Here is a 16,415-nt window from a genome sequence, read left to right as displayed (position 1 = left end):
CCCTGGTGATCCTGAACGACAGGGAGGGCGGGCCGCAGGGCCCGCTCTTCGCACGCATCGGGCGCGCCCTCTAGGCCCCCGGCGAAAGACCCCACGGAGCAGGCCATGCGCGGCAAGGACGTGACGCTCGACAGCGTCTCCATCACCTATCCCAACGGCTTCACCGCCGTCGAACCCACCGATCTCGTCATCGAGGCGGGAGAGTTCTTCTCGATCCTCGGCCCCTCGGGCTGCGGCAAGACGACGATCCTGCGCGCGGTCTCGGGCTTCATCGAGCCAAGCGCGGGCCGGGTGCTGATCGGCGGCGAGGACATGGCCGGCAGCGGCCCCAACGCCCGGCCCACGGCGCTGATCTTCCAGAACCTCGCGCTGTTTCCGCTGATGCCTGTCTGGGAAAACGTGGCCTTCGGGCTCGAGGCCCGCGGCGTCGGCAAGAAGGCCCGCCGCGCCAAGGCGCAGGAGCTGCTCGATCTGGTGGCGCTCGGCGATCAGGGCGACAAGCTGCCCTCCGAGCTTTCCGGCGGCCAGCGCCAGCGCGTCGCCATCGCCCGGGCGCTGGCGGTGGAGCCGGCGGTGCTTCTGCTCGACGAGCCGCTCTCGGCGCTCGATCTCAAGCTGCGCCAGCACATGCGCGCCGAGCTGCGTGCGATCCAGAAGAAGACCGGTGTCACCTTCATCTACATCACCCACGACCAGGGCGAAGCGCTGACCATGTCCGACCGCATCGCGGTGATGAACAACGGCGTGATCGAGCAGGTGGGGACCGGAGACGAGATCTATTCCCGCCCGCGCACCGCCTTCGCCGCGAGCTTCGTGGGCGAGACCAACCGTTTCGACGGGCGCCTCGTGGCGGTCGAGAACGGCATGGCGCAGATCGAGACCCCGCTGGGTCGGTTCCGCGCCCGCAACCCAGAGCAGCTGGCGCCCGGCGCAGAGGCGATGCTCTTCGTGCGCCCCGAGGCGATGACGATCGGCGGCGGCGAGAACGGGCTCGAGGCGCAGCTTCAGCGGCGCGACCTCGAGGGTGCCTTCCTCAACCTGTTCTTCGACGCGCAGGGCAGCGAGATCGCGGTGCATGTGACCAATGACGGCCACGCGCCCGAGCTTCAGGGCGCCGCGGCCATGCGGCTGGGCTTCGCGCCGGAGCAGGCGGTGATCCTGCCGCGCGGCGCGCTGGCGCGCACCGGGCAGGAGCTGGCGGCGCAATGAGCGGGCTGCTGCAGGGCTATGGCCGGGGCCTGACGCTGGTTTTCTTCCTGGCCGCGGCGGCCTGGGGGCTGATGCTGATCGTGCTGCCGCAGCTCACCATGGTTGAACGCGCCCTGACCGCGCCCTCGCGGGCGCTCGACAGCTCGGTGGCGCAGGGTCTGGCGCGGGATGCGCGCACCTGCATCTCGGTGCTGAAGACCTATGACACCGACGACGCCCCCGCCGCCGCGACGGGCGGCATGGCGATCCCGTCGATGTCGGGCGGGGCGGCGTCTTCCGGGGGGATGGCCATTCCGTCGATGTCCGGCGGCGCCTCCGAGCCCGAGCCCGCGCCCTCGGGCGGTCTGGCGATCCCCTCCATGACCGGCAGCGCATCTGAGCCTGCCCCGTCCGGCGGCCTCGCCATCCCCTCGATGACCGGCGGCGCTGGCGCTGCCGAGGAGGCGGCGCCAGCGGCCGAGGAGGCCATCCCCACGCGCCCCTACATCCTGCAATGCGAGCGCGCCACCACCCACCAGCCGCTCAGCGGCGGCGAGACCTGGCTCGACGAGGCCTACGGCCTGCCGCTTCTCACCGTCTCCGACACCGCGCCCATCGATGACCAGATCGCCGCCGCCGAGGAGATCGAGGCGCTGGCCCGCGAGGCCTCGGTGCGCATCCGCGAGGCGGAGGCCAGCGCATCGCCCTACACGCTGTCGAACTTCGGCACGCTGTTCGAGGCCCGGCTGATCCCGCAATCCGACTCCCAGCGCGCCATCGAGAACGCCAAGCTCTCCAACAAGCTCATGGGCCTCGTCGGGCTGCGCTTCGAGCGCGACGGCGAGACCTACAGCCGCATCGGACTGGTGACGCTGACCCGCACGCTGATCCAAGCGGTGATCGCCACCGCGCTGGCGCTGCTTCTGTGCTACCCCATCGCCTACAAGGTGGCGCTGGCGAGCCCGCCGCGGCAGGCGGTCTGGCTGTTTCTCGGGCTGATCATCCCCTACGCCATCGTCGAGCTGATGCGGATCTATGCCTGGACCACGATCATCGACAATGCTGGGCTGATCAACGGGCTGCTGCAATGGCTCGGGCTGATCGACGTGCCGATCCAGTTCAAGCGCTTCCCGGGCACCGTCTTCCTCGTCATCGTCTACACCTATGTGCTGTTCATGGTGTTCCCGATCTACAACGTCATGAGCACGCTCGACCGCAACCAGATCGAAGCCGCCCGCGATCTCGGCGCGAGCCCGTGGCGGGTGCATCGCCGCATCATCATCCCGCATTCCAAGCCCGGCATCGCGGTCGGCACCATCGCCACCTTCATGCTCGCCGCCGGCGCCTTCTCGGTGCCGCGCATCATCAGCCGCGGCCTGCAGGCGGAATGGTTCAGCCAGACGATCTACAACAAGTTCTTCGAGAGCCCCAACGCCAATGCCGGCGCCGCCTACAGCTTTGCCTACACCATCGTCTGCTTCCTGCTGGTGGCGCTGTTCATGTGGCTGATGCGCACGCGGCTCAAGGATTTCGCGAGGGTGCAATGACCGATCTCTCCCACACGCCCCCGCGCCGCCGGCTCCGCCTGCTGACCGCCGACGGCCTGCTCACCGCCTACACCTGGGCCTTCCTGGTGTTCATGTTCCTGCCGCTGCTCTTGATGATCCTGTCGTCCTTCAATGATATCTCGCCGCCCTCGGTGACCGAGTGGCGCGGCTTCACCACCAAGTGGTACGCGTTCTTCTGGATGCCCGACGAGGCGCTGCGGGCCGACCCGGTGCTGCGCGCCCTCGACCGGGGCCGCTTCATCAGCTGCTTCGGCAATTCGCTCTACGTCGCCGCCATGGTGGTGCCGCTGTCGCTGCTGTTGGGGCTTTCCGGCGCGGTGCTGCTGACCCGCTGGCGCTCGCGTGCCAACAGCGCGCTGTGGTGGGTGCTGCTGTCGCCGATGCTGGCGCCGGGGATCGTTCTCGGCCTCTCGGCGCTGGTGTTCTGGAGCCGCATGGGGGTCGATGCCGGGCTCTTCACCATCGTGATGGCGCAGACCACCTTCATCGCCGGCTACCCGATGCTGATCCTGATGGCGCGGCTGCAGCGCCAGCCGGTGGAACTCGAGGAGGCGGCGCTGGATCTCGGCGCGACGCCGTTCCGCGTCTTCCGCCGCCTGACGCTGCCCTATCTCGCCCCGGCGCTGGCCTCGGCGGCGGTGATCGCGCTGATGGCGAGCATGGAGAACTACAACACCACCATGTTCGCCAAGGGAGGCGCCTGCACCTTCGCCACCGAGATCGGCGCCATGGCGCGCAACCCCAACGGCCACCCGCCGGTGATCAACGCCGTCGGCACGGTGATCATCCTGCTGACCGTGGCGGGGGCGCTGCTGCACACCTTCCTCAGCCGGCGCGAGCAGGGGCGGTAGCGGGCGGGCATCCTCAGACGGCTGGCTTCGAAGGAGCCACGCTGCGGGCGAGAAAGCGCGCTTCGAGGAAGACCCAGTGGAAGCGCGTCAGAAGGGAAAGTGCTCGAGCGCGAAGCCCGCTGCGCGGAATCAAGGCCGTAGGCCGCCGCGCATCGGTCATGCCGGAGGCATGCCTTCGGCATGACCCGCCCCCCGGGCCGGCGAAATTGTGACGCTGGGCGCACAGCTTCGACGTCCTCCGGACGTGGCCGGGATAAATCGAGGGATTCCACCGTAAGATCGCCAACCCGCGGACCGACGATGCGCGGCGGCGCCCCTGGCAAGAGGCGCTTGAATAGGTCTCGTTGATCGGTCAGGTCGAGGGGGCCTAGATCGCGCTCCCCTGAGCCCTCAATACCCGCGCCAGATCCAGCCGCCGCCGAAGATCCGGCTGCTCTCGGGATCGTAGAACACGCAGGCCTGACCGGGCGAGATGCCTTCCTCGGCGACCACCAGCTCGACCTCGGCCTCGGTCTCGGAGATCGGTCGAACGATGGCCTCGCGCGGCGGCCGCGTCGAGCGCACCTTGACAGAGAGATGCCATTCCTCGCGCGAGGTGAAGGGCTCGTCGCCCAACCAGTTGATCTCGCGCACCGGCACCTTGCGGGTCGCCAGCATCTCCTTGGGGCCGACGATCACCCGCTTGGTGTCGACATCGAGCTTCACCACGTAGAGCGGCTCGGTCAGCCCGCCGATGCCAAGACCCCGGCGCTGGCCGATGGTGTAGTGGATCACGCCACGATGCTCGCCCAGCACCCGGCCGTCCGCATGCACGATCTCGCCCGGCTCCGCCGCACCGGGGCGCAGCTTCTCGATCACCGACGCATAGTTGCCGTCGGGGACGAAGCAGATGTCCTGGCTGTCGGGCTTGTCGGCCACGCTCAGCCCGTATTTCGCCGCCAGCTCCCGGGTCTCGGCCTTGCTCTTGAGATGCCCCAGCGGGAAGCGCAGGTAGTCGAGCTGCTCGGGCGTGGTCGAGAACAGGAAGTAGCTCTGGTCGCGGTTGGCATCAGCCGCGGAGTGCAGCTCGGGGCCCTTCGCGCCCACCATGCGCTGGATGTAATGCCCGGTCGCCATGCAATCGGCGTCGAGATCCTTGGCGGTCTCGAGCAGGTCCTTGAACTTCACCCGCTCGTTGCAGCGGATGCAGGGCACCGGCGTGGCGCCACCGAGATAGCTCTCGGCGAACTCGTCGATCACCGCGTCGCGGAAGATGTTCTCGTAGTCGAGCACGTAATGCGGGAAGCCCATCTGCTCGGCCACGCGGCGGGCATCGTGGATGTCGATGCCGGCGCAGCAGGCGCCTTTCTTGGCCAGCGCCGCGCCGTGATCGTAGAGCTGCAGCGTCACGCCGACGACGTCATAGCCTTCCTCGGCCAGCATCGCGGCGACAACCGAGCTGTCGACGCCGCCGGACATGGCGACCACGACACGCGTCTCGGACGGCGGCTTGGGCAGGCCGAGCGAATTGAGGGTCGGGGCATCAAGGGGCATGGCGGTCTCCTGGGAACAGGTCGCGAATATAGGAAAATGCTTTGCACTCTCAAGGGGCGGTTTTTAGACCGCGTTAAATCCGCCGCGCTCAAATACCCTCCAGCCGGAATGAGCGGGACAGAAATGGGATGTACCTCAAGAAGATCAAAGGGCCGCGCGCGATAACCCTCCCCGACGGCACCATGATGACCCGCGCCGACCTACCCCCGGTCGAAACCCGGCGCTGGGTGGCCTCCCGCAAGGCGGCGGTGGTCAAGGCGGTCCGCTTCGGCCTGCTCTCCGAAACCCAGGCCATGGAGCGCTACGGGCTCAGCTCCGAGGAGCTTGGCGAATGGGTGCGCGCGGTCGCCGATCACGGCGAAGAGGCGCTGAAAGCAACCCTAGTGCAGCGCTTCCGCGCGCCCGGGGCCGAGCCCTCCGAGCCCTGAACCGGGGCCTGCGCAAGGCGTAGGCAGGGGGCAATTGAAAAGCCGTTCGGGTTGTCTACAGTAAAGAAGCGTTAACTTATTTGCCGCAGGGTCGGATCGACAGGACAGAAACAGCGGAGAACCATCAATGCGAATCCTCCTGGTGGAAGACGATCCGACGACCTCGAAGAGCATCGAGCTGATGCTGACCCATGCCAATCTCAACGTCTATGCCACCGATCTCGGGGAAGAGGGGATCGACCTGGCCAAGCTCTATGATTACGACCTGATCCTGCTGGATCTGCATCTGCCCGACATCGACGGACACGAGGTGCTGCGCCAGCTGCGCATGTCGCGGATCAACACGCCGATCCTGATCCTCTCGGGGGCCGACGATACCGAGAGCAAGATCAAGGGCTTCGGCTTCGGCGCCGACGATTATCTCACCAAGCCGTTCCACCGCGACGAGCTGGTCGCCCGCATCCACGCGATCATCCGGCGCTCGAAGGGGCATTCGCAATCGGTGATCCGCACCGGCAAGATCTCGGTTAATCTCGATGCCAAGACCGTCGAGGTCGCCGGAAAGTCGGTGCATCTGACCGGCAAGGAATACCAGATGCTCGAGCTGCTCTCGCTGCGCAAGGGCACCACGCTCACCAAGGAGATGTTCCTCAAGCATCTATATTAGCACGTAAGGTATTGAAGTCGCTCATCACTATTTTTGCGTTTCAGAGATGTTTCAAGGTTCTCGCTTCGTATTCGTTCTGTCCGCACGCGCCTTCTGTGCCTCGGTCGCTCTGATCTTCTGAACGGCGGCACCGGCATAGCGGCGGATCATGGCAGCGTCAGCATGGCCGGTAATTGCCTGGATGTGTTCGCGGGTCATGCCGGGGATTGCGGCGATCTCGGACGCCGCGGCGTAGCGCAGCGCGTGAATGTCGTACTCATCCGCGCCAATCTTCTTCCGCACAGCCATCACGTCCTTGTGGGCAAGCTGGTAGCTGATCTTGGTTCCGTCATCGTGACAGATGATGAACAGGCCGCGCCGCTTCTGAGACGCCAGCACAGAGCGCAGGCGGTCTGTCAGAGGGATGTATAGTTCGGTCTTGGTCTTGCCTTGCGTGAGGGTGAAGCCGTCGCCGTCTAGGTCTGACCAGCGAAGAGACAGCACGTCATTGATGCGCTGGCCGGTGCCGAGCAGCATTTCAAAAATGAGCAGCGTTCGGCCATCCGCCTCTGCGCGGAAGGCTTCGATCAGATCGACCGGCCACGGCTTTCGCTTCCGTCCCGTCGCCTTCAGGCGCTCGACGCCGTGCGCAGGGTTTCTATCGATCCAGCCGATCTGGATGCCGTAGTTCAGGAGCGCCACGAGGGTGTCGATCTTCCGGTTCGCATCGGTCGGCTTGTCCGCCAAGGCGTCCCGCATCTCATAGACATGGACGGTGCGCAGCTTAGCTGGGTCAATATTCCCGGCAGTCTCCCGAAGGTAGGTGAGGTGGCGCTCATAGCCGCGCCGCGTGTTGTAGGCATAGTTGGCCCACTTAGGCGAACGCATGAAAAGCTCGATGAGCTTTCCAATGTTGCGCTTTGGTGTAACAGGCCGGCCCCTCATCAGCATGGCGTAATCGGCCGCAAATTCCGGCGTTCCCGGCTCGCTGTGGATGCGCTGGCAGACGCCGGAGCGGATGAAGTAAAGATACCCCTTCTTCCCGCGAGCGTAGACATATGCCGGGAGAGAGCGCTTCACTTGCGGCTCCAATTCACGAGGTCGGGCTCATTGCCTTCGCGCGAGGGCGGAGTGACTTCGATGGTGCCGTCTGAGCCGATCTTGACCGCGCAGCCCAGCCCGGCCCACTCAGCAACAGCCTTGCGAAGCTCCGCGCCCTTAAGGGGCTGCGCGGTGGGATCTGCGGCGGGCATCAGTCGTCACCTCCGTTGGCAAGGGCGCGTAGGGAGGTTCGAGTGGCGCGAAGGCTCAATCGCCGTTCTCGCATCGCTTTCAGGGCAACCTCGATGCGCCCCGATTCAGCCGCCCTCCCGGCCTCTGCCATGCAGTTGCGGATCACACCTTTGATGGACCGTGACGCACTCTTCCAAGCGACAGCCTTCGCCGCTTCGGGATACATGAATTCGATGTGTTCCGCGACTTGCTCAGCAACCTCTCTTGCCACCCGGTCGATCACGTCGTCTGGGAGTGGCGTTGTGGGTAGTTTGTCTCGGCTCATCCTTCACCTCCATTGGCAAGGGCGCGGAGGGCGGCGCGTAGGGCTATCTCGGCGGTTTCACCGGACCCCAAAACGCTCCCTGTCGAATTATCAACAATCACCCATGAGCCATCATCCTCTTGCCAAAGCTGCAACGGCAGGTGGTGATACGTCATCCACTCCAGAAGATACGCGGCAGAGACGTCGGCCTCCTGCGGCGTGACCTGCCGGGGTGGGGCGTCGTTCGACTGGTCCGCGAGATCTCGCAAGTCCCAACGCAGATCATCCAATGCCTGGAATGTTTTTCCATCTGCGCGCTGTCCAGCCTCTTTCCGATAGGCTGTCACTATCCGCAGGATTTCAGCTATAGCCTCCGCCCGCGCTTCTGCGACAAGGCGCTGCACCTCGGCGTCATCTCGGGTGTTCCAAGCGGCGATGGCCTCGCGCTTCGTGGCGCGGTGCGGCCCCTCAACAAGACAATCGGTTGCCGTGCAGAGGACAGCCCACCTCCGGCCATCAGATTGCAGGCGGTCAACGTATACGTCTGACGGGTCGGACGCGCCGCAAAACGGGCAGGGTTTCAGCTTCGGTGCCTCGGTCATGCCTTGTCCTCCTGTGCGGCGCGGAACGCCTCGGACGCAACACGCTTCCCGGCGTTGTAGCAGGCCATGCAAATCCAGCGCCCAGCCATGTGGCTCATCGATCGAACGTCACGCTCGCAGCCGCAGTGGCTGCACTTCGCGCGCTCTGTGTCGTCATACACCGCCATTGCCGCCTCCATTAAGGAAGGCGCGGGCCTCGTCCAAGGCTGCGCGGCAGTTATCCATGAACACCTCCGCGACTGTCTTTTCGCTCGGCGTCCCTTCGTGGTGGTTTACAGCGATCCAGCCAACGTCAGCGTCACCCTCCCCGGTTGGGATAGGGAAGCATTTCACGTCGAGGTACTCAGACTGGATTAGGTCAATCCTCGCAACGTCCTTCTCCGCCTCATCCAGCCGCGCGCGCAGGGCGTCTCGCTCGTCTTCCAAATCACGCGCCAGAACGGGCTTTCCGTCCTTGCCGATGTAGGTGTAGCTCTGGGCGGCGAGCACGACTTCAAGGATCGCATTGGCGGTCACGTATGCTGACGCAGAACATTCCGGGTCTTGTCGGTAGATATCACCGTCAACATCGAAATCTTCGAGTAGTTGAAGGTGGTCTAGCGTGATTATGCGCGCCACCTTGTGCGTGAGATCGGTCGCCAGCCGCTCCACGCTCTCTGTCGTGTGGTGGGTCATGGGGTGATCTCCTTCCGACGCGCCTCTCTGCGGCGCTGCGCCATCTCAGCCCGGTACTCAATCCGGCAGACGGCGTGAGGCCAGAAGCCGCGATATTCGTCCAAATAGTAATCATCGCACTGATCGTCTTCGTCGCGGCCATCGTTGTGATGTACGTGCATGTCGGCGCAGTCTTCGTGTGCCTTTATCGACCACCACGATCCGTCGAATACGCCGGAGCAAAAAACGTATTTGCCTTTCGGCTCTATATCGCACCCGCAAATTTGGCAGACGTGCGACTTTCTAGCCGTCCGCATCTCGCGCCGTGAAAACCCGCTCATCCACTCCACCCCGCAGCCATGATGAGCGCCGGAAGCCACTCGGTGACGGACCAGAACAGCGCCCAGACGGCCATTCCGATAACGCCCCACAGGCAAAGCCCGATGGTGATGAACAGCAGCACCCACCAGCCAGACGGCAGCGGTCGGCGTTCGTGATACTCAGCCCAGATGCGGGAGCCGGGTTCCTGCGTTTCGTCGGGAGGTGTCAGAGGCGGGAAGGGGTGCGCGGTCATTTGCAGGCCTCCCGGAAGGCGGCTAGTGCGGCGTATTCGTGCGGTGTTCCGCCCTCGCCATCAAGCCGCGCTGCGAAACTCTCAGCGATTTCCTCCGCAGCCAGTAGAGCGGCCTCCATGCGGGGAACGGCGGCGATGCGGGCGGCTGTCCTATCAGCTGTTCCGTCATGCAAATCAATTACAATCGCTGGATCGCCAACATCCGAAAACATACCGGTAAGGCCAAACCGCCACACCTTCTTGATGATGTGATAGTCCCACGGGCCCGGCGTGCCTTTCTTCGCGTTCTCGCGGATCTCGTCAATCAAGCTCATCCCTCCGCCCTCCGCTCAGTCTCACGCACCGGCATAGGCGCGCAGAGCGTCGGCTTGCGGCGCTCGATCACGCCAGACACCGCGCGGGCCTCCGCGATCAGGTACGTGCGAACCGCCAGCGCAATCGCAACGTCGCTCGTGTAGGTCATGCTGTCGTCGTGGGTCATTGCGAAATTCTCTCCTCGGTCCATGAAATCCAGTCGGTGTCGTCGCCGTATGCAGCGCGCCAGCGAAGTGGCTCTCGGTGCAGGGCGATCTTGGTGGTGTCGAAAAAGCCGGAATGGTGCCCATGACAGAGCGGGATAGCCATTCCGTCTGGAGCCTTCCGCGTCCCGTATCGACCGTGAATGCAATGGTGCGCCTCAGTGGGGGAGTTCTGCGGCATTCCGAACTCGTGGCAGATGCAGCACGGCAGCGCGCGCACTGCGGCTAGATATGCGCGATCTGGCTTGGCCTTTCCGGGCTTGAGGCCGAGAGGCGGCTTGCTCATGAGGTTCATTGCGCCACCTCGTAAGGGTTGGGCGTGGACCACTGGACGCCGTGGCGGTCGCCGTACTCCAGCACCACTGTCAGCAGATCCGCGAACTGGCGCTTGTTCAGCCTGGACGAGCGGAAGCCGACCGGAAGCGGGTCATTCGACAGACCCTGCACCCAGCGGATCTCGTGGCCAAGCGCCTGCAAAAACGCCGACTTCCAGACCTCAGTTGACCACTGACGCCCTTCCGGCGCTGCCTTGGCAATGTCGCTCAGGCAGGCCCAAAGCATCGCGTTCTGAGACGTGCTGCGCGTCGGCTCGCGGATGACAACTTCGAAGCCCTCAGGAAGCTGTGAGACCTCCCCTGCCACGGCTTCGCGGTTGTGCGGGCGGATGATGCGGAGAGCGCCCTTCATTGGTACTGCGCCCCGTTCTCGGGAGCCTGACACACGCGCGCCGTCTGCTCCCTGTAGACCTTGGCGAGCTCGCCTTTCATTGGCTCGGGAAGGACGGAGAAAGCCTCCTCGGTGGCCTTGTGCTTCCACACGCCGTCAAGCGACTTCACATCCTTCGCCCGCTGTAGAGCGGCCTTGATACGGTCGCGCACCTCGGCAGGGGGCGTTACGCTGTCAGACGCAGGGTCTTTGCGGTCATGGTCGATGCTGTCGTGATCGGCATCGTCGCCGGTCTCTAGGCCCATCGCCTTGAGGAGCGCGTATTTCACGGCGTATGACATGGCCTTGCCAGGGCCTTTGTCTTGAGGGTCGATCCCATACCCGAAGGTCGGAACATCGAAGAAGTCGGACGGCTCATCGATGTTGACGAAACGCACGGTCATGGCGCACTCGGCGCGGTTGCCATTGTGCTGGTGCTCGCAAGATACCGGGTAGTAGACGATGCCATGCTTGAGCAGGACTGGGCGCACCTTCGCGGTCACAGCGTCATGCGACACGATCGTGTACTGCATACCCTTCTTCCGCTCTTTCTGGATGTAGGAGACCTCGCCCATAGCTGCCGCGAGGCGCTGGTGTACGTTCTTGCTCATCATTCCACCCATTTCGTTGTCGGCACGCCAAGGTGCATCCAGAGGTACTTGCGGGCGGCCTTTGTGCGCCAATCCCACTCGCCCGAGCCGCGCGGGAACCGGCGGCGCTGGCGCATCATGTCGAGAAAGCATTCGCGCATGGTCATGCCGCTTCCTTCCGTGTGTTCTGAGCCACGACAGGCGCATCGCTGATGCTGTCGTGCAGGGCGTTGCAGATCGTGGTGGTGGTGGCGTCGGGGTAGTCGCGGAGGAATGCCGCAACGGCCTCGTTCAGCGCCTCGTTGAGCCGGGATTGGAGGATGACCTGACGCATCAGATTGCCCCCTGTTCGATAGCCTTAGCGGCCTGAATGATCGCGCCGATAAGCCAGCCAGTGGCGAGGCTGAACGCGGCGAAGAAAAGCCAGTCGGTGAAGCTCATTGTGCCGCCTCCACAACGTTGAAGCGCAGGCCGGAACCGTTGCAGCAGTAGCAGCGCGCCTCGGTCCATTTGCCGTGGTCGTACTCCTCCATCTGCCAGCCCTGACCATTGCAGCTGCGGCAAATGGCGCCGCCGCATCCGCCTGCCTTGAGGTGCTCCTCAGCAGCGCTGGCGAGGGGGCGGCGGGGCTTACGCGGGCGGGGGCCGATGAAGCCCTCGAAAGCGGCGCGGCGCGCGCGCTGGCTGGCGTCGAAGGCGGCAAGCGCCTCCTCAACGATGCCGGGGCGCGGCGGGCCGGGGGCTTTGGTAATGTCGCGGAACATGGAAGGCTCCTTTCTCTGGCCCATGGTGCAGCGCCCCGCGTGGAGGCGCTGGCGACGGGTCAGGCGGGATTGTGGATCTCGGCCTCTGCCTCATTGATCTCGGCTAGTTGCGCTTCGACCTCGGCCCTGGCTGCTACCGCAGCCTCCTTCTCCCGCTGGCGCAGAAGCTCCATTGCCTCGGCTTGAAGGTCGGACCAGCGTTTCCGCGTGACGGTAGAGAGGGCCTCATCAAAGGCCTTGCTTTTGTGGTAGTTTGTCGCGCCATCGTAGGGCTGGAAGTGGATCTCAGTCTGGACAACCAGCTTCGTGAGAGATCCGGCGGTGACATGCTCACCTTCTCTCGCAGCGACTGTGCTACGAGTGGTCGTCTTGCCGATCAGTGCGATGTATTCCTCGGCCTCTAGGCGCGCCGCTCGCGACATAGCCCATGCTTTCGTCTTGCTCATTTGTGTTCTCTCCCATCTCTGCCCGCGATCAGCCTTGGCGTCTTCGGCGGGTGGTGTATGGGGAGATAATTGCACGCCATTGCGTGCATGGCAAGAGAAAAACACGCGATAGCGTGCAGTGCGAGCCAGCAAGGGTCCGACTCAGCGCCTACTTAAGGTTTTGGAGGTGAATAGCTCGGTGTTCTTGGGCGCTTAGTCGCGACCAGACCGGAATCCGGAGGCGATCCAAAGCGAAACCAAGCCAAAAACGAGCGCGATAAGCGGCGGTGCTGCTATGTAAGTAAGCGCTCCGTTTAACTGCCGCGTCCTGACCGCTATCCGTACGTCATTCTGCATGATCTTGAGCGACGTTCGTTTCGCCTCGGCCTCGGTTTCGTGGGTTGCCTGGGAGAGATCTAGGCCCTCGGCGATCAGATTTCGCCGCTCCTGCCATACATGCACTGGATCGGTACTAAGAGCGGCCCATGCAACCCAGAGGATCGCACCTACAACCCACAGACGAAAAACGCCTTTTCTCCAATTCAAGCGAGTCATGCTTGACCCGACTCGCGCCGGGGGAATATCGTGAACGAATTGCGGCGGAGGGTGAGAGAGTTGTTGGATAAAGAGTTGATCGAGCTGATTACGGAGTTCAAATCTCTCAATCGCATTCAGCAGATTGACGTTCTAGCTGAACTTCAGGCGCTGAGAACCTTCGCACCACGGTCATCACGTCACGAACCGCAGCGGCGTCAAGACCAGACACGAGCTCTAAGAACTCAATGTCAACCGGCTGAAGGCGGGAACCGGTAAGAACGTAGAACTCTGCCGGTTTCCCCAGGGCGTCTAGCAGCTTTGAAAGCTGGCTGGCGCGCGGATCTTTTCGGTATTTGAGGAGCTGTTGAACGAAGTTCGGCCCGAGCTTCGCATCTTCGCTTAATTTGCGAAGGCTGCGGCCATCTGCTTCGATGACCTCCTCAAGTCTCTGAAACCAATCTTCTTTCATGCTACGTTTGTAGCACGTGGAAATGTGTTGATCGCGAACGTTATTGCGTGCATTGACCTGCACGCTAAAGCGTGTAGTATCACTCATACCATGAACACTCTTCTCTCAGAACTAGACGCCTTTGTGGCAGATTCCGGCCTCTCCGAGCACCGGGTTGGCATCCTTCTTGCGAAGAATGGTCGGTTGATCCCGCGTCTTCGTGACGGTGGCCGCATTTGGCCCGACACGGAGAAGCAAATTCGCCGAGCGATCAGGAAGGAGCGCGCGGCACGAAACCTGGCGGTGTCTGGCGCGGCATCTCTTGAGGTTGTTTCGAAATGACCATGTTTTTTCTCCGCCTGTATCAAGAGGATGGGTGCCGCCTGAACGATGTTCAAGGCGTTCACGGGAAAATCACGAAATCCGGCGCGTGCTGCTCCGCCGGTAAGCGCGGAGAGGAGTTCTCCTCCTCCCTTTGCCTCTCCGCGCAACAGAATGCCCCCACCAACCTCACGGAACCGGGGCGGCGTCCGGTGGCTCTTCCAGCCCCCTCCCAGACCGCCGGACGCCACGAATTTCCTAATGCTGGGCACTCCGCCCGCATCGCCCGCCGCTTCTTTGCCGTGCCGGTATCTTCGCGGCGGGCGCGTATCTCCCTGACCAGCGCTATTCCGCCTTCCCGGGCGCTGGCAACTGCCGGGGCTTCGGCCTCGGCCTTTTCTTCCGAGGTGGCGTGATGGGGAAGACCTCGAACATCACCGCCGAGACGCTTGCGCCGATCTGGGCCAATCGCGGAATCCCGACGCAGAAGGTGGCCGACATGCTCGGCATCGAGCGATCCACTCTTTGCTGGAAGCGGTCAACTCTCGGCATTCCCCCTCGCGTCACCGGGCGCGTTCCGAAGGCAGACGAAGACACCTTTCGCCGCATGTGGCTGGCTGGGGTGAACGTGCGCGAGATGGCCGAGTTCTTCGGCTACCGATGCAAGCAGGCCGTAAAGAAGCGCCGCACCCGTCTCGGACTGCCGCCGCGCCCTGTGGGCTCGAAAGGTAAGAGTATCACCCTCGCGCAATTTCACGAGCAGGAAATCGCCCGCCGCATGTCGGCGCAGGCTGGCGGGAAGAAGATCCGCGCAGCCGGTGGCGAGGACCGCTCGCAGATGTGGAGCTAACCCATGCGTGACGACTACCTCTCCGCCCTGATCCTCCACGAGATCGCATCAGCGCAGGTACACCACGCCCGCGCCTCGGGCTGCACTCAGGCTATCAGCGCCGCAGAGAAGCGCGCACGGGCCGCTACGAGCGCCGTTCTGGCGATGGAGGCGGGGCGATGATCCAGAACATAGTTCTACCCTGGCCGCCCACGAAATCATCGCTGAACGGATCGCAAGGCGACTTCCGAGGCAAGGCCGAAGCTGGTCGGCAGTACAAGCGCACCTGCGCCCTTGAGTGCATGGCTCAGAAGGTCCGTCCGATCGACGCCAAGCGCGTATCTGTGCGTGTGATCTTCTGCCCGCCGGCCGCAGCGCCTCGCGCCTTCGATTGGGACAACATGGCAGCACGCTGCAAGCGCGGTTTCGATGCCGTGGCAGATGCTATCGGCGTTGATGACAAGCATTGGTGGCCGGTCACGCTTGAAAAGGGCGAGCCGGTCAAGGGCGGCGCTGTCGTGATCGAGGTGACGCCATGACGGTATCACGGCCGGTCCTCAGATGGCACGGCGGGAAGTGGATTCTCGCCCCGTGGATTATCTCGCACTTCCCTTCGCATCGGGTCTATGTCGAGCCGTTCGGCGGAGCTGCGTCTGTGTTGATGCGCAAGCCGCGTAGCTACGCCGAGGTCTACAACGATCTGGATGACGAGGTGGTGAACCTGTTCCGCGTTCTCCGCTCGGACAGTGCGTCAGATCTCGTTGAGTCCCTGAGGCTGACACCATTCGCTGCTCAAGAGTTCTTCGACGCCTATTCGCGTGGTGGCGACGACTTCGAGCGCGCCCGTCGCACTGTAGTCAAGTCGTTCATGGGGTTCGGGTCTAACGCTATCCATCGCAAAAGCGGGTTCCGGTCAAACAGCAACCGCAGCGGCACAACGCCTGCGAGAGATTGGGTCAACTACCCAGACAGTTTGGCACGGGTGATAGAGCGGCTGCGCGGCGTCGTGGTGCTTAACCGTGACGCACGCGAGGTTATGGAGGCTCACGACGGGCCAGATACGCTGCACTACGTAGATCCGCCCTACGTGGCAGCCACACGCGATGCTGGGTGCGACTATGCCCACGAGATGACGGACGCTGACCATCGCGACTTGCTGGAGTTCCTGCGCACGCTCACGGGCCGTGTAGTGCTCTCCGGTTACCCGCATCAGTCCTATGACGACGCCCTAGATGGGTGGCGGCGCATCGAACGCGCCTCGCTGGCGGATGGGGCGAGAAAGCGAACTGAGGTTCTATGGATGAACTTCGACGACGCGCAGATGCAGCTATTCGAGGTGACGCCATGAGCGAGGGCTACGGCATCCGCGAGGACGGCGACACGGTGGTGATCCGCATCCCGCGCGACCAGGTGCATTCTCTCCGCGTGGCGCTGCAACCGATGCGCGCCGGAGAGACCGTCAGCACATCAACACAGAACATCAGGGACCGGCTCGATAAAGCGCTGGCGAAGGTGGGGAAATGAGCGGAAAAGCCTTTAGAAATATGGCGGAATCCGCTAAAATGAAGCGGCCCGGACAGGTGCTACCAACACCAGCCGGGCCTAACCGAAACCCGAACTCAGGAGGTACGGGCATGGCTGTTAAGGCCAATATAACACCGCGCGGTGATTCCGCAAACACATCCCATTGGAAGAGC

General features: G+C 63.5%; 25 protein-coding genes and 1 pseudogene. 10 read left to right on the top strand and 16 right to left on the bottom strand.

Annotated elements, in window-relative coordinates; translation table 11 throughout:
* The first annotated feature begins 105 nt into the window (after positions 1–105).
* The 3 genes from KUV62_RS15960 to KUV62_RS15950 are packed head-to-tail and all read left to right on the top strand — an operon-like array spanning position 106 to position 3,607.
* Positions 106–1,209, top strand: a complete 1,104-nt coding sequence (locus tag KUV62_RS15960; RefSeq protein WP_222604728.1) for an ABC transporter ATP-binding protein — start codon at positions 106–108, stop codon at positions 1,207–1,209.
* Positions 1,206–2,735, top strand: coding sequence for an ABC transporter permease (locus KUV62_RS15955; RefSeq protein ID WP_222604727.1), 1,530 nt, complete (start codon positions 1,206–1,208; stop codon positions 2,733–2,735). Before KUV62_RS15960 ends, KUV62_RS15955 begins: the two co-directional genes overlap by 4 nt.
* Positions 2,732–3,607 (top strand): ABC transporter permease, encoded by an 876-nt coding sequence (locus KUV62_RS15950; protein WP_222604726.1) that lies wholly within the window; start codon positions 2,732–2,734, stop codon positions 3,605–3,607. Before KUV62_RS15955 ends, KUV62_RS15950 begins: the two co-directional genes overlap by 4 nt.
* A 390-nt stretch (positions 3,608–3,997) precedes the next feature.
* Here KUV62_RS15950 and mnmA read toward each other — a convergent pair whose 3' ends face one another.
* Positions 3,998–5,140 (bottom strand): tRNA 2-thiouridine(34) synthase MnmA, encoded by a 1,143-nt coding sequence (gene mnmA, locus KUV62_RS15945; protein ID WP_222604725.1) that lies wholly within the window; start codon positions 5,138–5,140, stop codon positions 3,998–4,000.
* A gap of 128 nt (positions 5,141–5,268) precedes the next feature.
* On the opposite strand from mnmA, the gene KUV62_RS15940 reads away from it, so the two are divergent.
* Together KUV62_RS15940 and KUV62_RS15935 are read left to right on the top strand one after the other, a co-directional pair.
* Entirely contained in the window at positions 5,269–5,568 is a 300-nt protein-coding gene (locus KUV62_RS15940; protein WP_222604724.1) for a DUF1153 domain-containing protein, read from the top strand.
* Positions 5,569–5,695: 127 nt separating this feature from the next.
* Positions 5,696–6,232: pseudogene (locus KUV62_RS15935) on the top strand (response regulator transcription factor); the annotation flags it as partial.
* Positions 6,233–6,286: 54 nt separating this feature from the next.
* Here the strand turns inward: KUV62_RS15935 and KUV62_RS15930 are convergent.
* From KUV62_RS15930 to KUV62_RS15860, 15 genes are all read right to left on the bottom strand, one after another.
* Positions 6,287–7,294 (bottom strand): tyrosine-type recombinase/integrase, encoded by a 1,008-nt coding sequence (locus tag KUV62_RS15930; RefSeq protein WP_222604723.1) that lies wholly within the window; start codon positions 7,292–7,294, stop codon positions 6,287–6,289.
* Complete coding sequence (locus tag KUV62_RS15925) at positions 7,291–7,467, bottom strand: hypothetical protein (RefSeq protein WP_222604722.1); 177 nt, start codon at positions 7,465–7,467, stop codon at positions 7,291–7,293. The genes KUV62_RS15930 and KUV62_RS15925 overlap by 4 nt, the downstream gene beginning before the upstream one ends.
* Positions 7,467–7,772, bottom strand: a complete 306-nt coding sequence (locus tag KUV62_RS15920) for a hypothetical protein (protein ID WP_222604721.1) — start codon at positions 7,770–7,772, stop codon at positions 7,467–7,469. The genes KUV62_RS15925 and KUV62_RS15920 overlap by 1 nt, the downstream gene beginning before the upstream one ends.
* Positions 7,769–8,353 carry a Lar family restriction alleviation protein gene (locus tag KUV62_RS15915; RefSeq protein WP_222604720.1) on the bottom strand — a complete coding sequence of 195 codons (585 nt, stop codon included), beginning with the start codon at positions 8,351–8,353 and terminating at the stop codon, positions 7,769–7,771. Before KUV62_RS15915 ends, KUV62_RS15920 begins: the two co-directional genes overlap by 4 nt.
* Before the next feature lie 153 nt (positions 8,354–8,506).
* Positions 8,507–9,028: a hypothetical protein gene (locus KUV62_RS15910; RefSeq protein WP_222604719.1), complete on the bottom strand. Its 522-nt coding sequence runs from the start codon at positions 9,026–9,028 to the stop codon at positions 8,507–8,509.
* A 316-nt stretch (positions 9,029–9,344) separates the two neighbouring features.
* Positions 9,345–9,581: a hypothetical protein gene (locus tag KUV62_RS15905; RefSeq protein ID WP_222604718.1), complete on the bottom strand. Its 237-nt coding sequence runs from the start codon at positions 9,579–9,581 to the stop codon at positions 9,345–9,347.
* The gene (locus tag KUV62_RS15900; protein WP_222604717.1) at positions 9,578–9,895 is read right to left on the bottom strand and encodes a hypothetical protein; all 318 of its coding nucleotides are present in this window, start codon (positions 9,893–9,895) and stop codon (positions 9,578–9,580) included. Before KUV62_RS15900 ends, KUV62_RS15905 begins: the two co-directional genes overlap by 4 nt.
* Positions 9,892–10,062, bottom strand: coding sequence for a hypothetical protein (locus KUV62_RS15895; RefSeq protein ID WP_222604716.1), 171 nt, complete (start codon positions 10,060–10,062; stop codon positions 9,892–9,894). The genes KUV62_RS15900 and KUV62_RS15895 overlap by 4 nt, the downstream gene beginning before the upstream one ends.
* Before the next feature lie 328 nt (positions 10,063–10,390).
* The gene (locus KUV62_RS15890; protein ID WP_222604715.1) at positions 10,391–10,786 is read right to left on the bottom strand and encodes a recombination protein NinB; all 396 of its coding nucleotides are present in this window, start codon (positions 10,784–10,786) and stop codon (positions 10,391–10,393) included.
* Entirely contained in the window at positions 10,783–11,418 is a 636-nt protein-coding gene (locus KUV62_RS15885; RefSeq protein ID WP_222604714.1) for an ERF family protein, read from the bottom strand. Before KUV62_RS15885 ends, KUV62_RS15890 begins: the two co-directional genes overlap by 4 nt.
* Positions 11,415–11,561 (bottom strand): hypothetical protein, encoded by a 147-nt coding sequence (locus KUV62_RS15880; protein ID WP_222604713.1) that lies wholly within the window; start codon positions 11,559–11,561, stop codon positions 11,415–11,417. Before KUV62_RS15880 ends, KUV62_RS15885 begins: the two co-directional genes overlap by 4 nt.
* A complete protein-coding gene (locus tag KUV62_RS15875) occupies positions 11,558–11,728 on the bottom strand; it encodes a hypothetical protein (protein WP_222604712.1) in 171 nt (56 codons plus the stop codon). Before KUV62_RS15875 ends, KUV62_RS15880 begins: the two co-directional genes overlap by 4 nt.
* Positions 11,729–11,831: 103 nt before the next feature.
* Positions 11,832–12,158: a hypothetical protein gene (locus KUV62_RS15870; protein ID WP_222604711.1), complete on the bottom strand. Its 327-nt coding sequence runs from the start codon at positions 12,156–12,158 to the stop codon at positions 11,832–11,834.
* Between the two features lie 59 nt (positions 12,159–12,217).
* Positions 12,218–12,604 carry a hypothetical protein gene (locus tag KUV62_RS15865; RefSeq protein ID WP_222604710.1) on the bottom strand — a complete coding sequence of 129 codons (387 nt, stop codon included), beginning with the start codon at positions 12,602–12,604 and terminating at the stop codon, positions 12,218–12,220.
* Positions 12,605–13,244: 640 nt separating this feature from the next.
* A complete protein-coding gene (locus tag KUV62_RS15860; protein ID WP_222604709.1) occupies positions 13,245–13,676 on the bottom strand; it encodes a helix-turn-helix domain-containing protein in 432 nt (143 codons plus the stop codon).
* A gap of 628 nt (positions 13,677–14,304) precedes the next feature.
* Here KUV62_RS15860 and KUV62_RS15855 point away from each other — a divergent pair.
* Genes KUV62_RS15855 through KUV62_RS15835 form a run of 5 tightly spaced genes read left to right on the top strand, consistent with a single transcriptional unit; the run spans position 14,305 to position 16,242 of the window.
* The gene (locus KUV62_RS15855) at positions 14,305–14,739 is read left to right on the top strand and encodes a hypothetical protein (protein WP_222604708.1); all 435 of its coding nucleotides are present in this window, start codon (positions 14,305–14,307) and stop codon (positions 14,737–14,739) included.
* Between the two features lie 3 nt (positions 14,740–14,742).
* A complete protein-coding gene (locus KUV62_RS15850; RefSeq protein WP_222604707.1) occupies positions 14,743–14,901 on the top strand; it encodes a hypothetical protein in 159 nt (52 codons plus the stop codon).
* Positions 14,898–15,257, top strand: coding sequence for a hypothetical protein (locus KUV62_RS15845; RefSeq protein ID WP_222604706.1), 360 nt, complete (start codon positions 14,898–14,900; stop codon positions 15,255–15,257). The genes KUV62_RS15850 and KUV62_RS15845 overlap by 4 nt, the downstream gene beginning before the upstream one ends.
* Entirely contained in the window at positions 15,254–16,066 is an 813-nt protein-coding gene (locus KUV62_RS15840) for a DNA adenine methylase (RefSeq protein ID WP_222604705.1), read from the top strand. Before KUV62_RS15845 ends, KUV62_RS15840 begins: the two co-directional genes overlap by 4 nt.
* Complete coding sequence (locus tag KUV62_RS15835) at positions 16,063–16,242, top strand: hypothetical protein (protein ID WP_222604704.1); 180 nt, start codon at positions 16,063–16,065, stop codon at positions 16,240–16,242. Before KUV62_RS15840 ends, KUV62_RS15835 begins: the two co-directional genes overlap by 4 nt.
* Positions 16,243–16,415 lie beyond the last annotated feature (173 nt).

It is taken from the genome of Salipiger bermudensis (assembly GCF_019801965.1).
Taxonomy (GTDB): domain Bacteria; phylum Pseudomonadota; class Alphaproteobacteria; order Rhodobacterales; family Rhodobacteraceae; genus Salipiger; species Salipiger bermudensis_A.
This window is presented reverse-complemented; position numbering and strand designations above follow the sequence as displayed.